We start from the raw sequence: 16110 nt of genomic DNA on the forward strand, positions 1-16110 counted from the left end.
GTATAGAACGTCAAAAAGCCGGAGCCTCTTGTATAAGAGATTCCGGCTTTTTGTTGTTTAGTTTAGCTTATGGACGGTCAATATAGATGTATCCATCTTCGTCCACTTCAACTTTTGCATGGAGCGCTTCTGCCAGTACACGAAGCGGTACATAAGCATCACCATACTCGTCCACGAATACCGGCTGCGGGAGTTTCACTGTCTTCCCGTTAATCAGAGCCTTGTTAGACCCAATTGTGAATACCAGCTTATCTCCGTAGACGTCATCGGTTACAGTGATCGCACGTTTTGCCCCATCCCACTCCACTGCTGCATCCATATCTTCAGCAAGATACCGTAGTGGCACGTAGGTAGTGCCTCCTTCGACAATCGGATAATAATAATCATCATCAGGTGCAATCATCAGGGATTTTGCGGTAATATTCATATCATTCTTGAGCATGTTGTAGACATCTGAGCCTGGCGCAAAGCTTCGGAGGGTCTCTCCTGGTGTAAGCCCGGCAGAAGTCAAATCCATTGCTCCGTCTGTTGAAATCGAATCTGCGGTTACCGCACCATTCACGTTCCAGGTTTGTGTAGCCATTTTGAGGGAAATACTCTGAAGCGGCAGATCCTCACTTGCCGGCAATGCGACAAAGAGATTGATATTTTGCTTGCGGACATGGAATCCACTATCTACAAACATATCGATATCAAGCTTGGTCTCTTTGCTCAGGATGGTTTTCAGTTCTGGGGTGGATGAGTATAGATTATCCAGCTGTTTATCATAGATAAGCAGAAGGGCATCTACAGCCAATTTGGCCGCATCATGCACTACAGTCACTACACCTTCCTTGTCTTCAAGCGGGATTTCGCCCAGTCCCAGATCACTGAGTTCGTCTGCCCCGATACCATTGGCTTCGAGAAGCGGGTACAGATAATCATAGAGACTGCTGATGAAAGTCGTAAAGCCTTCAGAATCCTTAGAAATGGATTTCAGGAAGCTCTTCACAAGCACCGGCATTTCATCGCCAGTAATCTCCGTATGTAGCTTAGTCAAATTCAGTTGTTCGCCATATACAGATTCATTTACAGCAGCTACACTGATCGCGCCGGGATTCGGCAGATTTTTCACCACGAACTGGGTCAGCAGCTTGGAAATCTCCTGTGCTTTGTTCTGGTCAAGTCCTTCAATGCCCATGGATTCTTCGTACCCGGCAATCGGGTAGTAGAATGGATGTTTTGCTCCTTCAACATTAAAGACGACAGCCTCTTTATCCATAAAGAATGTAAAAGGAATAGATAATTGCTTGAAGCCTACAACTCCAGCTGCTGATACGTTGCCATTGTCCTGAAGCTTCATACTGCTAAGATTCAGAGAGAAGGAATTGATGAGATCTACCATTTCCTTATCTTCCGCACTAATTCCCGCAGCAGGTACAGCATTCAATGACATGGTGGTGCTGGATTCAGAAGACTTCACATCCAGATCTCCCAGTAGCGCCTTGTTCACATCAAATCCCGCAATACTCTGGCAGCCTGCCAATATCAGCAGTACGGCGAGAAAAGGGAGCAACCACTTGGTTCTTGCTTTCATTTTCTTCATAGCATTTCTCCTCTGATCATATTTACAATCTATATCCATCAACTCATAAAGAGGGAGGATCGTGCATAAAAGGAAACCGCTAACAGGATTATATTGTAAACAGACTCTGCCAATCTATAAATACCCATTCCTGAAATATCAGAATCTTCACTATTGCCAGTACCGCCAAATGGGCCGGGTAGAATGACCACCAGATCCAGCGCGGCAGCCGTTTTTTCTCCAGAAGCCTCCAGAAATCCGGAACCGCTCCTATGAGAATAGCAGGCACGATACTGAACATTTGTATCACCCATCCATAATAGAATAAATACACAACATTGAGTATGAAATGGGCCAGAATGAGCCAGTAGAATCGGGCATAACGGAAGATAAGCACCAGCAGCAGACCATAGGCATTATAATCCATCGGTAGACGGTCCATGAGAATTAATGCAATAAGGATTACTGGAATTCCATACCAGAGATTAGGCAGCTTATCGAGTATAAATAAAACTGCTGCAGAGAGCAGCAAGGTGAATACGACATTCCAGCCGCCAGGATCCAATGCCAGATTATAGGGAATCTGGGCTAACAGCGCTATCCATAGCAGCCGCCTCAAATAACGGGTTCTTGATGATGTATGTATATGCCCTTGTACGAGCGCATAGCAGTATATTGGAAAAGCAATTCTCCCCACATATCTCCAGGCCATCTCTCCCGGAAAAAAAATGTAGCCGATATGATCAATCAGCATGGTCAGCATCGCGAGAATTTGCATCTGTGGCCTCCAGTTGAATGAATGATGGGATGACGTCTTATGTAAACATATTGTCAACATTATAGCAGAGATGTAAGCAGTTTACTAAGAAAGAACTGTCAATTCCATCCTGATTCTACGAAAGGATCCGGTTCATACCTCTCCTTTACTATCGGCCAGATCATGATCCGAGTTGAATTCTATATAGAAAAGAACCTCTCCTTTATAATACCAGGAGCGGTTCTTCACATTTCTACTTCTTGTATTACAGTAGCCAGAGTTGTTAAGCAGTCTTCGACTTATTGTAAATATCAAAGCCCACAGCCAGCAGCAGCACCAGGCCTTTAATACCTTGCTGCCAATCTACACCGAGTCCGATGAGTGACATCCCGTTGTTCATAACACCCATGACCAGGCCGCCGATGATGGCGCCTACCACCGTTCCGATCCCGCCAGATGCAGATGCTCCTCCGATGAAGCAGGCTGCGATGGCATCCAGCTCGAAGTTGGTGCCGGCTTTTGGTGTCGCCGAATTCAGACGGGCTGCAAACACCAGCCCGGACAGGGCTGCGAGCACACCCATATTAACGAATACCCAGAAGGTGACACGTTTGGTTTTGACACCGGAGAGACTGGCTGCCTTCTCGTTGCCGCCGAGTGCGTAAATGTGACGCCCCATCGTCATATGATTCATAACAAAGGAATAGATAACGATCAGCACCATCAGGATCACCAGAATGTTCGGAATCCCGTTATATTGGGCAATGACATAAGTGAACAAGTTAATGACGATTACTAGCGCTGCAGCCTTGGCAATGGAGAGCCAGACAGAGGTTTGCTCAAAGCCATATTTGACAGAGATTTTCCGGTTACGGAACTCCTGATAGACAACCAGTACGGACAGTATAACGCCCACCACTAATGTCAGGACATTCAGCGTGCTTCCTCCAAAGATATCCGGAATGAACCCGGAGCTGATCTTTTGAAAGGTTTTGGGGAAAGGGGCTATCGACTGGCCATTCAGCACAATCATCGTCAGCCCCCTGAACAGTAGCATACCTGCAAGCGTTACGATGAACGCGGGGATTTTGATATAAGCGACCCAGAAGCCCTGCCAAGCTCCAACCAGTGCTCCCATCAGCAGTGAGAGAATGACCGCCAGCACTGGATTCATCTGCATGTCCACCATCATTATTGCGGACAGCGCCCCGATAAAAGCGGCTACGGAACCGACAGAAAGGTCGATATGACCAGTGATAATTACGAGCACCATCCCGATGGCCAGCACCAGAATATAGCTGTTCTGAAGAATCAGATTGGTTACATTAAGCGGCTTAAGCAGAATGCCGTCTGTAAGAATCTGAAAGAAAATCGAGATAAAGATCAGAGCAATGATCATGCCGTATTGGCGGATATTCTTTTTGAAAATTTCAGTTATCGCTCCCATGCGGTGCTACCCCCTGCTTCGTGTCATATATTTCATTAGCAGCTCCTGCGATGCATCCTGCCGTTCCACTTCGCCGCTGATGCGGCCTTCACACATGGTATAAATCCGGTCACACATTCCGATAATCTCCGGCAGTTCCGACGAAATGACCAGCACCCCTTTGCCTTCTGCCGCCAGCCCGTTAATAATGGAGTAAATTTCGTATTTGGCTCCCACATCAATTCCGCGTGTAGGCTCATCAAGAATGAGGATATCCGGCTGGGCGTAGATCCATTTGCTGAGGACAACTTTTTGCTGATTGCCTCCGCTGAGGTTCACGGTTTTCTGCAAAATGCTTGGCGTCTTGATGTTCAGCTTCCTGCGGTATTCCTCCGCGACCAGCACTTCCTCGTTCTCATTAATGACACCCCGGCGGGACAGCTTCTTCAAGCTGCTGAGCGAAATATTACGTTTGATGTCATCGATTAGAATCAGTCCGTAATGCTTGCGGTCTTCAGTCACATAGGCCAAACCGCTGTCGATTGCTTTGTTGATATCATTCAGATGGACCTCTTTACCCTGCATGAACAACTGGCCGCTGATCCGTCTGCCGTACGATTTGCCGAATACACTCATTGCCAGCTCTGTCCGCCCTGCTCCCATCAGTCCGGCAATACCAACCACTTCCCCGCGCCGGATATGGAGATTGATATTGTCGAGCATTTTGCGTCCCGCCTGAGTCGGATGGTATACTTCCCAATCTCGGATTTCAAAAATTGTCTCTCCCAGATTCGGCGTCCGCTCCGGATAACGATTGGTCAAATCACGGCCCACCATGCCTTTAATAATGACATCCTCGGTAACCTCATCTTGCTTCATATCCAAAGTGCGGATCGTCTGCCCATCCCGTAGAATGGTTACAGAGTCTGCTACCTTCTCAATTTCATTCAGCTTGTGGGAAATGATAATTGAAGCAATCCCGCGTTTTTTTAGCTCGAGAATTAATGTAAGCAGGTTTTCACTGTCATCCTCATTCAATGCCGCTGTCGGTTCGTCGAGTATGAGTAGCTTAACCTCTTTGGACAACGCTTTGGCGATCTCCACCAGCTGCTGCTTGCCGACACCAATCGTGGATACCTGTGTGAACGGCGATTCACTTAGGCCGACGGTCTCCAGCAGCTCCTTGGTTTTGACCGTGGTTGCGTTCCAGTTGATCACCCCGCGACTTGCCTGTTCATTGCCGAGAAAAATATTCTCCGAGATGGACAGATAAGGAATCAGGGCCAGCTCCTGATGGATAATGACAATCCCCAGGCTTTCACTATCTTTAATATCCTTGAACTGACAGACCTGTCCTTGAAATAAAATATCCCCCTCATAGGTTCCATGCGGATAGACGCCACTCAGTACCTTCATCAGAGTAGATTTTCCAGCTCCGTTCTCACCACAGAGGGCATGAATTTCCCCGGCTCTAACCTGCAGGTTCACGTTGGAGAGTGCCTTGACCCCGGGAAAGGTTTTGGTTATGCCCTTCATTTCCAGAATAATCTCGCTCATTGCCTCTCACCCAGCTTTCCTTTATGACTGTTGCAGCGGTTGTTGCGGCTTGCAGCCTTTAAAAGCACTGCTTGCCGCATTCCGCTAAAAACATTCGCAGCCTGCTATTCGCCAAGCTGTTCTTTTGTATAGTAGCCGCCTTCTACGAGCACTTTATCCACATTGGCAGCATCCACTGATACTGGCTCCAGCAGGTAAGATGGTACAATTTTGACTCCATTGTCATAGGTGGTGGTATCGTTGACTTCTGCTTCTGTGCCGTTTAGTACACTCTCCGTCATCTCTACAGCTTTTTTGGCCAGCAGACGAGTATCCTTAAATACAGTCTGTGTCTGCTCTCCGGCCAGAATCGACTTCACAGAAGCGAGCTCAGCATCCTGTCCGGTTACAACCGGAAGCTTCTTGTCACCCGAACCATAGCCCACGCCTTTCAGTGAAGAAAGAATACCAATACTGATGCCATCGTAAGGGGACAGGACAGCATCCAGATTATCGCTGGCATAATTGGCACTCAGCAGATTGTCCATGCGGGCTTGAGCAGCCGCACCATCCCAGCGAAGTGTAGCCACTTGGTCCATCGTAATCTGCTTGCTGCGGACAACTAGCTTGCCCGAATCAATGTAAGGCTTCAAGATCGACATGGCTCCGTCAAAGAAAAAGTAGGCGTTGTTGTCATCCGGCGAGCCGCCGAAAAGTTCAATGTTAAACGGCCCTTTGCCTTCTTTCAGTCCCAGCTTTTCCTCGATATAAGAGCCTTGCAGCACACCAACTTTGAAATTATCGAAGGTAGCGTAGTAATCCACGTATTCGCTTTTCTTGATCAGACGGTCATAGGCGATGACTTTGACGTTAGCATCATGCGCTTTTTGCAGAACGTCTGTCAGGGCTTCACCGTCAATGGAAGCGATAACGATGGCATTCACGCCCTTAGTGATCATATTCTCGATCTGTGATACCTGGTTCTCAACAACATCCTCAGCGTATTGCAGGTCTGTGCCATAACCCAGGCTCTTGAATTCTTTTACCATATTGTTGCCGTCGTTCACCCAGCGCTCTGAGGACTTCGTCGGCATCGCAATGCCCACCTTGCCCTTCGTTCCTTCCGAACTGCCGCCGGAGCTGTTTCCTCCGTTATTGCCGCAAGCGGATAATACCAGTACAAGTGCCAATGCCAGCATAATGAATGAATACTTTTTCATAATCTGCGCTACCCCCTGAACTATTCTGGTGTCGCGGGCAGTCTGCCCGTTTGACAAGTTGAGTATAGCAAGGGGAACAGGGATCGGTATTTACACTCAGGCTACTGTTTTTATAAAATCAGAACTTTTGTCAGCGTTTTCAAAATTGATATGTATGTCGAACTTTTGATTTATTTATGACGATAAATAAACCACATACGGGATAAGCCGCATGTGGTTCCTTTTATAGCCTATGAGTATAGTCTTACTCTCCTTCGCGGCCTGTACGCTCTCCATCTTCCGGCAGTACACCTTTGCGAAACTGGAGCGGGGATACGCCCGTCTGCTTCTTAAAAGCGGTACTGAAATAATGCTGGGTTTCGTAACCTGTACGTTCCGCAACTTCGCTAATGCTAAGTTCTGTGGAGTGCAGCAGCTGCGCCGCTTTGCGGATGCGGATTTGGGTCAGATACGCCCCGAAGGATTCACCTAGTTCCTGCTTGAATAGTCGGCTGAGGTAGACCGGTGAGGCTTGAAGACTGCCGGCAGTAGATTCTAGAGTGAGCCCGTATTCATTAAAATGCTCCAGCATATACTGCCTCGTTCTGCGGACCAAGGGGGACAAGGGCTGTTCCCTGGAGAGGTTCACTCTGCATTTGCGGTAAGCGGCTGCCAGACTTGAGGTATCTCCCTCAACAGATTGGATGCCAACCTCAACGGCGATCTTGAGATGGCTTCGCACTACGGCCTCAACCCCGGCCAGTACCGGTTCCCCAGATTCATCCCACAACAGAATGATGATCTGACCTGCGGCATCCCGGAAGATTACCTTACGATAATCCTGAAACAACTCTGCCACAATGTTCTCAATCGCAAAAAGAAACAGCTGCCGCTCTTTCTCCTGCATCCCTGAGTTCTGTGTCTCCCTCCAGCGGATCATGCCGATAACTTCAGGACGCTCCGGCGGCAGGCGCAGGAAGTGCAGCTGCTCCCTGATTTCGCCCCGGCTCAGATTCCCTTCCAGCCATTCCTGGCAGAAGCGTTCCCTGAGCAGCGGGAAGTTCTTAAGAATCTGCCGGGAGGCCTGCTGGAGATGCTGGCTCTTTTGCTTCTCCAAGACCAGCTGATCCCTGACTCCGCGAAGCACCTGCATCAGCTGCTTGGGATCGGCAGGCTTGAGAATATAGTCGTGAACCTGCAGACGAATCGATTCCTGGGCGTAAGAGAACTCATCATGGCCGGTAATCACAATGATTTTACAGTCAGAACGGTTCTCCCGCAGCTGCTTCATCAGCTCAAGGCCATGCATGATCGGCATGTTCAAGTCCACTAAGGCAATGTGTACTTCATGCTGGACGGCCAGCTCCAGCGCTTCCTCGCCGTCCTCCGCTTCCGCAACTACCTGAAGCCCCAGACCTTCCCAATCCACACTTCGTCTGATCCCTTCACGGATGATCGCTTCATCATCGGCAATCATTACTTTCCAAGGTTCCATTGCTTTCGGCTCCTCCCTATCAGATTCATTTCTCCGGATAGCTGTCAAGGACAACGGGATGTCGCACAGTTACTACCGTTCCCTTACCGCGTTCGCTCTCAATATGCAGCCCATAGGGCTCTCCATAAGTGAGCCGCAGGCGGGCCTGCACATTCAGAATGCCGTAGCCACTACCCGCACTGCCCGGCACCGGCTGCTCGATTTCCCCGGCATCTCCGTCATTTCTGCCCACAGCCGAAAGACGCTCCTGTAGCATAGCAAGCCGTTCCGGGGTCATTCCTGCCCCATCATCTCGGATCGTCAGGTACAGCTCATTTGCCTGCTGTACCACCTCGATGGAAATATGGCCCGGCCCCCGGCGCTCCTTGATGCCATGGTAGATGGCATTCTCCACAATGGGCTGTAGCAGCAGCTTAAGCACATATAGCTCGTGAAGCTGCGGATCCACTTCAATACGGTAAGCCAGCTTGCTGCTGTAACGCACCTGCTGAATTTTCAGATAGCTCACCATATGCTCCAGCTCGTCGGACAACGGAACCAGATCACTGCCTTTGCTGAGGCCCAGCCTGAACAGCTTGGATAAGGATTGAACCACTTCCGCAATATCCTCCGCCCCCTTGTTGCGGGCCATCCAGTGGATCGTATCCAGTGTATTATAAAGAAAATGCGGCTTGATATGCGCCTGCAGGCTGCGCAGCTCCGCTTCCCGCTTCTGCCGGGCCTGAAGCTCTGTCAACGAGAGCAGCCGGGCAATCTGGGCCAGCATCGAGTTGAAGCTGCGGCCCAGCAGGCCAATTTCGTCAGAACGGTTGCCCCAGTAACGGATCGTCAGATCACCGGACTGCGCCTTGCTCATGAAGGAGGCCAGTTGACCGATCGGACGCGAAATCGAGTAGGCCAGATAGAACGAGGCTGTCATCCCCAGCATGCAGACGATAAATACGAAGGTGACCACATTGAATGTAATCTCCCTGACCCCATAGGCCGATTCGTCCATTGGGAACACGCCCATGGTGGTCCAGCCCGTAAAGGGAGAGGTTCGATAAATCAGCTGCAGATGACGGCCAGCCACGGTCTCTGATGTAAAACCCGAGGTTTCAGTGAACAACGCTTTTGGGATATTGTTCATAAAAGGATGTTGCGGCGCGTAGATGATCTCCCCGCTGCTGTCGACGACGGTAAGATAACCGGTTTTGCCCAGTGTGACGTCTCTTGCTGTTTCAGCGATGACCCTTAGCTTCAGATCAATCAGCACAACCCCCTGAACCACTTGTGTCTCGGGGTCAACAATGGCTCTTACAGCAGACACCACCTCGCTCTCCTTATAGTCCACATGTGACATTACGGCACGGCCATAAGGGTGACCGATGATTTTGAATATCCCTTTATTGTTTTCAGCTTCTTTATACCAAGCCTCATTAATCACAGAGGTGCCCGGCCGGGTATACATCTCATTGCTGATGAAATCGCCTTCACGATTAACCAGCATAATACCCGCAATTTCGGAGCTAAGGGTGGTAAAGCCCTGGAGAAATTTACGGATGTTATATTCCGCAGACTCCCCGCCTTCGTACCATTTCCCAGCTTGCTCCGGATCCTTCATTGATCCGTTCATAAAGGCCTGCACACCGGGGTCAAATGAGATCAGGTAGGTGATCTTCTGGAGATCCTCCACTTCATTTTCCAATGAGGAGTTGACTTTGCCGATAAGCTGCATTGTATTCTCGTTGCTTCTTTCCTCTACAATCCGATCAACTGTCCAGCCGATGAGCAGCCCGAGTCCGATGGAGGGGAGAATACTGATTAAGAGAAAATGAATAATTAGCTTATAGCGGATCGGGAGGTTATTCAGCTTCAGCTTTTCCACATTCAGGCTATTCTTGCGCACAGGCAGCCCTCCCCTGCTTCTCACTACTTGGCATAGTAATTATCCACATTGGCCCGGGTCACTACATCAATCCCGGTATCCACATTATCCGGCACGGGCCTCGGCTTGCTGCCCTCATAGGCCGCCCGGTCTTGCTGCAAATCACGGTGCAGGTGGAACAGCTCGGTCAGCGACCAATAACCCATGTTCCAGGTCCCTTGCGCCATAGTCGCAGCAATCCTGCCTTCCTTTACAAGGTCGAGTGTCCCCTTATCGGTATCGAAGCTGATAATCTGTAGCGTGGAACTGTCTCCCTGCTTCGCCTGCACGGCTTCGGCTACGCCTATTCCACCGTTCGACTCTGTTGCAAATATCCCTTGAAGCTGCGGATACTGAATCAACAGCTGCTCTGCCGCCTGCCGTGAAGCTACCTGATCTCCACGTCCATCCTTGACCGATACCAGCTTCATTTCCGGATACTCACTGCGGATCGTGTGACTGAACCCATCCGTGCGTTCCTGGTGATTGTGCTGGTCAGGTGTTGTAATCACCGCCACTTCGCCTTTGCCTCCGGTAAGCTCGGCCATTTTGCGGGCAGCTTCAACACCAGCATTGTAATTATCCGTCCCAAGAAAAGAATAGGCTTTGCTGTCAGGCGCCCCCGAATCAAATAGAACTACCGGAATTCCACTCTCCACCGCTTTGTTGATCGTAGCTGTAAGCAGCTTTGAATTCACCGCAGAAATGGCGATTCCCGCTGGTTTTTTGGCTATCGTCTGCTCCAGCACCGTCATCTGCTCATTGGCATTATGCTGGGTTGAGCCATGATATTCTACAGATACATTCAGCTCCTCAGCCGCATCCTCGAAGCCTTTGAGCACACTTTTCCAGTAATCTATGCCGATCTGGAACGTAACCATCACGTACTTATCTTCGATGTTCCCGCGCAGACCGGCATTTTCCCAAGGGTCCTCGGGGCCCGGCTGCAGCTTGTAATTCAGCACATAAATCAGGAATAGGCCAATCAAAAGCACATAGACAAGCCCCAGCTTTTTCAACATGTAACCCCTTTCAATAATAAAATAACAGCTATTCGCTTTATACCCGCTCCCACCCTCATATGTTAAGTCCAACATGCTGATTCCGTCAATGAATGTACCAGACATTCCCTTGTCCGATTCCTAGAATCAAAAAAAGAACTCTGCCATAACAGCAGAATTCTCATCTTTCAAAAGTATCATTTTTCTCCGGAACAATAGGGTTACTCAGAACATCAAATCTGCCGCATATCCTTCTCCTTCAAGCAGATCATACTCCACCATACGGTAATCATCCAGCAGCGGCTGCTGTTCGGGAGTCACCGTGGTTATCTTGTCTGTTGCGCCGATCAGTGCGTTTTTACTGAGGCCGGGCAGCTGTGTCTGCACCTGCTCCAGCATTTTATAGTAGGACGGGAGCGATTGGCCAGATAGCTTGAACACGGTTGGTCCAAGATAGGCAGGACTCAGCGTTCCCAGCTTTTCCTTCCCGATATCATAATTGGCCAGGATCATAAGCTTGGTCTCATGCTTCAGCCGGGGTTCCTGGTCCCAGCCAGCATCCGTATAGATTCCCGCCGACAACGCCGGCAGATGGTCCCCCCAGAACACTACAATGGTTGGCCGTTCGATCGTCTTCAGTTCCTGCTGCAAATAAGACAATGCCTCGTCAGTCAGCTTGGTGTCCTGAACATAGGTTTCGAGCTCATCCTTCCAGGAATCCTTAGCACCATGTACAGTGATCGTATTCGGGCCATTATGACCTTTGGTAAATGGAAAATGATTCTGCATGGTAACCATGTGCAAAAAGGTCGGAGTATCTGAAGCTTTCAGCTCATGGATAGCCTCTTGGACTGCAGCTTTATCAGAAATATATCCCTCTGGTGTGATCCGCTCTGCATGCTGTAAATCCTTCTCACTCGTAAAACGGTCAAACCCAAGTACAGGATATACCCGGTTCCGGTTGTAAAATGTCTCATCGAACGGATGCAGAGCCAGCGTCTGATAACCTCTTTCCTTCAGGATGCTGACGATGGAGGGAAGCGAGGACATTTTGACAATCCGCTGCTGATAAGGAATCGACCCGTCCCCCAAAAAATACATCGACATCCCCGTCAGCGCTTCAAATTCCACATTCGCCGTATTGCCTCCAAACTCAGGGGAAAGCAGGTACCCTGCCGGGGTTACCGTTTCCTCTTGATGAATAAATGACAACGGATCTTCACTGAACTGGAGGCCAGGCAGCCGGGTGGGATCAAAAAACGCCTCATCCATCATGAACATGATGTTCGGCTGCTCCACCGCTTTTGACGCTGCAGGAGTATCCGGCAAAGAGCCATATTTTGCAGCTATGACTTCAATTGCCGCCCGGCTATATCCTTCCGGTTTCTCCAGCAGATTCTGCCGCAGATTCCCTGTGAATGCAAACACAAAGCCATTCTGGGAGTAATTCACCTTCTGGTTCCAGAAAATATTCTGGTAATTCAGGGAGGAAGCAAAGGTCGTTTGTCCGCTGACCATCACCACAAAACCGGCCATCATACCCGCTGACACCGCAGTGAGCAGCAGTCGCAGCGGCAATTGCACTCTGACCTTGGGTAACTTAAGCAGCAGCCATACCCCCGCTGCAATCACCAGAATAGCAAATATAGCCGCAAGCGGAGAAATCATACCTTTCGTAATCTTGCTCATTTCTCCGGCATTCTTCACCAGCATCAAATCCCAAGGAAACAGTGGCTCCCCTGTTGTACCCTGCTTCTTGTAATTCGCGATACCCAGCAGAAGAATCAGAAGAGTCCCAATCACCGGGCCAATATACATATTGGGTAAGATCGCCGAAAAGGCCATAAGCACGAAGAAAAAGAACAAGCTGCCGCCTACATACAGCCAATAAGACTTCCCGATCCACTGGAGCACGCTTATGAAATTCATGTCCAGCGAAGCCGCCTGAATAAAAAAGTTCAGCACGAAACCGCCTAGCAGCAGGCCAAGCAGCAGAAAACCAAGTTTTTTGGAAGGTAGAATATAACGCATTGCTTTCACTCCTATCTGTACTAAACGTACAGTATACGCCTCTTAGCTTAAAGGAGCATTAAAGCGGCCTCATAAATTAAGCTTCATACTATATAGCTGCAAAAAAACAGGGCGCAGCCACATTCGCTGCACCCCATCCGTAACACTGCTTACTGAACTCCCGCACTTAGTGACTTATTTTACATAAATACGGCTGGTTTCTTCCCAATATTCGCCCGGCTCCAGGCCAAACAATCCGATATCATCTGCTGGTAGATCTACCTTAGGTGCGTTAACCAGATTGATCTGCGGCTCAGGACAGAAGAATCCTTCGGTTGCGCCGTTGTTCCAGATCATCCATTGCTTGTAGGAAGTTCCCACATCGTATACGAGTGTGACTCCGGCCTTGCTGTCCGTAAGCTCCATGCGGTTGCGTCCATTCTGGGCGACTGCAGTGTAATGATTGTCCATTGGCGCATAAAAAGGATACAAGCCTTCGTCACGAAGAGCAATCTCATCGGCGGTCAGTTCCTGGAAGGATCCAGTTGGCAGCATACGGTTGCTGAGCTCCCAGCGGTTCCCGATGGTTAGCTTCACCCGGTAATCCTGAGGAGTGCTTCCCGGTGCAAATGGTGCATTAATCGCAGTGTGGAATGCGAGCAGACACGGCATAAGTTCCTTACCATCATTATGCACCAGAAGCTGCTGGGACAAACCGGCATCGCTAAGGCTATAACGCAGTTTGACCGTATATTTGAACGGGAGGTATTGATACGATGGATGATTCTCGTCGACCTTGATGAACACCGTAACAAAGCTCTCACTAACCCCACTGCCGAATTCTTCAACCTGCCAGGCTGCTGTATGTAAGAATCCGTGCAGATGGTTGTGCGTAGCCTCTTCATTCACCGGGAGACGATAGGTTTGTCCGTTCCATGGAAATTCCCCGTCCTCATAACGATTCGGTGGAAACAGTACAGGGATACCGTGGATTCCTGGGTTCGCCTTGAACGCATCCATCTCATCTGCACCCGGCTCATGCAGAAAACGGTAACCGTTTTCGGTATCGCGGAAGCAAATCAGATTGCCGCCGATGCCTGGTAGAATAGCTGCTTCATACCGGCCCGCCTTCAACCAGACCGCAGCCTCTCCTTCATATAGTCCTTCATAAGCTGTAATTGTCATAGTGTGTTTCTCCCTTCCATAATCTCAAAATGACGCTCTCCTAGATAGATTACCACATCTGTCCAGGAGGGAACATGTCATTTTTACAACTGTTCTACTTCAACGCTCATTACATGCTCTATTTTCTTCACGTCATAATAGATTTCTGTTGCGTAATCCCGGTCAGGGGCGGAAATAACCATATCGATCATTTGTCTGCCATCATCCAGATCCTTGATTTTCATCCGGCGGATCGTTCTTCCGTTCCTCTTCGACTTCCGGGATTCGACGGCATGACGTTCCTCAATTTTCTGAATTACATCCGTCAGTACATAATTAGGCTCCATGATGATTTTGATAGAGATCTCATGCTTGTTCAGCACCCCAGGCCCAATGGCTTTGATCAGATGCGGGACAGCATTGACAGCGAACATCAGCAGCACAACCGCATACCCGGCTTCCATATAAAAGCCTGCCCCGACCGCAATTCCGATCCCGGACGCCGTCCAGATCAGCGCAGCCGAGGTGAGGCCCGAAATAGCATCCCCGCCGCGCCGGAGAATAACACCAGCGCCGAGAAACCCGATCCCGCTGACAATCTGCGCCGCGAGACGCATGGGGTCCATATTCGGATGCGACGTCCCACCAAATTTGTCGTAAGCGTGAATAGAGACGAGCGTCACCAGACAGCTCGCGATACTGATGACCATACTGGTCCGGATGCCCAGCGGCTTCTGTTTCAATTGCCGGTCAATCCCGATGAACAGCCCGAACAGCATGGCCACAAGCAATTTGATAATCGATTCCATGTGCAAATTTAGATCCATACTCATAAATGCCCTCTCTTCTAAGACGATAAAAATAGTATACCTAAGCAGCAACGCCCGCGCCATCTTTAATAAGGGATCCTTATTAAGGATATTAACGTGAAGTTGTCTCATCAATAGAAAATGAAGAAACGGCATCGCTGAGATCTGCTATGCTTGCAGCCGTTCAGAGCTGCGCAAGTGCAGAAGACAGAGTCCGTTTCTCCAGACCACTGTTTCATTCAAGGTATGCTTTTTTATTATCGGTTAGAAGAGGTCACCCGTGCAGTAACGACTCAGCACCATCACAAAAGATTTCCGTACCGGTAATGTGGTCGGAATCATCGGAAGCCAGGAATAATGCCAGCTTAGCAACCTGATCCGGACGCCCTGGCCCTTTTTCCAGCGGCTCACCGCCATCCGGGAATTCCACAGCAATCTGCACTTCCTTCAGATCCTCGGATGGATAGGTATTGTCGTCAATATTGGTAGTGATCGCTCCCGGACATATCGCATTGACACGGATTTTGTATTGAGCCAGCTCCAGCGCGGCCATCTTCATAAAAGCGACTTGCCCAGCCTTGGTGGTACTATAAGCTGAGAAGCCAATATTTGAAAAAACACGGTTACCGTTAATCGAACTGTTAATCAATATGCTGCCGCCACTCTCTTTCAAGAATGGAATTGCATATTTAACAGTGGCAAAGGTACCGCGCAGGTTGATGTTGATCGTCTGGTCCCAAGATTCAATGTCCATGGTCTCAATAGGTGTCATCGCCCCATTAATACCAGCGTTGGCGAAGACAATGTCAAGTCTGCCCCATTTCGCTGCAGCCTGTTTCACCGCCTCTTCCACCTGCTGCGGTTCAGCAATGTCACATGCAATGACAATGGCTTCTCCGCCTTCTTCCTCCACCTGCTGGCGTACCTTCTCGGCATTCTCAACCGTCCGGTCAAGCAACGCGACTTTTGCTCCGTTTCGGGCAAATTCCAGCACAGACGCCCGTCCTATGCCTGATCCGCCTCCACTGACTATGGCTACCTTGCCTTGAAGCCTTTGTTCTGCCATACCTGATGTCCCTCCCTAAGTAATTACGTGTTCAAGTTATGTTGTTTCCCTAACTTATACCTCGCATACCTTGTCGTGAATCGGCAAATCATCGGAACTTCGGGTATTTGGAGGTGCAGTGTTGGTCAATTGGCTCCATAGGGCGGCTAATGCTCATATGTACAATACATGCTAAAA

Annotated in this window: 12 protein-coding genes; all 12 read right to left on the bottom strand. The window is 49.4% G+C overall.

Annotation, left to right across the window (positions count from 1 at the left end):
- Window positions 1–67: 67 nt before the first annotated feature.
- The 12 genes from ACAN54_RS08940 to ACAN54_RS08995 all read right to left on the bottom strand — a co-directional run bounded on the left by ACAN54_RS08940 (window position 68) and on the right by ACAN54_RS08995 (window position 15933).
- Complete coding sequence (locus ACAN54_RS08940; protein ID WP_379153149.1) at window positions 68–1585, bottom strand: copper amine oxidase N-terminal domain-containing protein; 1518 nt, start codon at window positions 1583–1585, stop codon at window positions 68–70.
- Between the two features lie 88 nt (window positions 1586–1673).
- Window positions 1674–2342, bottom strand: coding sequence for a TraX family protein (locus ACAN54_RS08945; protein WP_379153151.1), 669 nt, complete (start codon window positions 2340–2342; stop codon window positions 1674–1676).
- A gap of 262 nt (window positions 2343–2604) precedes the next feature.
- A complete protein-coding gene (mmsB, locus tag ACAN54_RS08950) occupies window positions 2605–3768 on the bottom strand; it encodes a multiple monosaccharide ABC transporter permease (RefSeq protein ID WP_379153153.1) in 1164 nt (387 codons plus the stop codon).
- Between the two features lie 6 nt (window positions 3769–3774).
- Window positions 3775–5304: a multiple monosaccharide ABC transporter ATP-binding protein gene (gene mmsA / locus ACAN54_RS08955; RefSeq protein ID WP_379153155.1), complete on the bottom strand. Its 1530-nt coding sequence runs from the start codon at window positions 5302–5304 to the stop codon at window positions 3775–3777.
- A 104-nt stretch (window positions 5305–5408) separates the two neighbouring features.
- On the bottom strand, window positions 5409–6503 hold the full coding sequence (gene chvE, locus ACAN54_RS08960; RefSeq protein ID WP_379153157.1) for a multiple monosaccharide ABC transporter substrate-binding protein: 1095 nt from the start codon (window positions 6501–6503) through the stop codon (window positions 5409–5411).
- Between the two features lie 244 nt (window positions 6504–6747).
- A complete protein-coding gene (locus tag ACAN54_RS08965; RefSeq protein ID WP_379153159.1) occupies window positions 6748–7977 on the bottom strand; it encodes a response regulator in 1230 nt (409 codons plus the stop codon).
- 25 nt (window positions 7978–8002) lie between these two features.
- Complete coding sequence (locus ACAN54_RS08970; RefSeq protein ID WP_379153161.1) at window positions 8003–9865, bottom strand: cache domain-containing sensor histidine kinase; 1863 nt, start codon at window positions 9863–9865, stop codon at window positions 8003–8005.
- A gap of 23 nt (window positions 9866–9888) precedes the next feature.
- The gene (locus tag ACAN54_RS08975; protein ID WP_379153163.1) at window positions 9889–10902 is read right to left on the bottom strand and encodes a substrate-binding domain-containing protein; all 1014 of its coding nucleotides are present in this window, start codon (window positions 10900–10902) and stop codon (window positions 9889–9891) included.
- A 207-nt stretch (window positions 10903–11109) separates the two neighbouring features.
- Window positions 11110–12915 (bottom strand): LTA synthase family protein, encoded by a 1806-nt coding sequence (locus tag ACAN54_RS08980; protein WP_379153165.1) that lies wholly within the window; start codon window positions 12913–12915, stop codon window positions 11110–11112.
- A gap of 174 nt (window positions 12916–13089) precedes the next feature.
- Window positions 13090–14079, bottom strand: a complete 990-nt coding sequence (locus ACAN54_RS08985) for an aldose 1-epimerase (protein WP_379153167.1) — start codon at window positions 14077–14079, stop codon at window positions 13090–13092.
- A gap of 83 nt (window positions 14080–14162) precedes the next feature.
- Complete coding sequence (locus ACAN54_RS08990; protein ID WP_379154181.1) at window positions 14163–14885, bottom strand: MgtC/SapB family protein; 723 nt, start codon at window positions 14883–14885, stop codon at window positions 14163–14165.
- A gap of 256 nt (window positions 14886–15141) precedes the next feature.
- On the bottom strand, window positions 15142–15933 hold the full coding sequence (locus tag ACAN54_RS08995) for an SDR family oxidoreductase (RefSeq protein ID WP_379153169.1): 792 nt from the start codon (window positions 15931–15933) through the stop codon (window positions 15142–15144).
- Between the last annotated feature and the right edge of the window lie 177 nt (window positions 15934–16110).

This window comes from Paenibacillus diazotrophicus, assembly GCF_042610465.1.

Bases quoted from the DNA above. Each gene is read 5' to 3' on its own strand.
- ACAN54_RS08940 (WP_379153149.1), bottom strand. From the start codon at position 1,585: ATGAAGAAAATGAAAGCAAGAACCAAGTGGTTGCTCCCTTTTCTCGCC.
- ACAN54_RS08945 (WP_379153151.1), bottom strand. From the start codon at position 2,342: ATGCAAATTCTCGCGATGCTGACCATGCTGATTGATCATATCGGCTAC.
- mmsB (WP_379153153.1), bottom strand. From the start codon at position 3,768: ATGGGAGCGATAACTGAAATTTTCAAAAAGAATATCCGCCAATACGGC.
- mmsA (WP_379153155.1), bottom strand. From the start codon at position 5,304: ATGAGCGAGATTATTCTGGAAATGAAGGGCATAACCAAAACCTTTCCC.
- chvE (WP_379153157.1), bottom strand. From the start codon at position 6,503: ATGAAAAAGTATTCATTCATTATGCTGGCATTGGCACTTGTACTGGTA.
- ACAN54_RS08965 (WP_379153159.1), bottom strand. From the start codon at position 7,977: ATGGAACCTTGGAAAGTAATGATTGCCGATGATGAAGCGATCATCCGT.
- ACAN54_RS08980 (WP_379153165.1), bottom strand. From the start codon at position 12,915: ATGCGTTATATTCTACCTTCCAAAAAACTTGGTTTTCTGCTGCTTGGC.
- ACAN54_RS08985 (WP_379153167.1), bottom strand. From the start codon at position 14,079: ATGACAATTACAGCTTATGAAGGACTATATGAAGGAGAGGCTGCGGTC.
- ACAN54_RS08990 (WP_379154181.1), bottom strand. From the start codon at position 14,885: ATGGATCTAAATTTGCACATGGAATCGATTATCAAATTGCTTGTGGCC.
- ACAN54_RS08995 (WP_379153169.1), bottom strand. From the start codon at position 15,933: ATGGCAGAACAAAGGCTTCAAGGCAAGGTAGCCATAGTCAGTGGAGGC.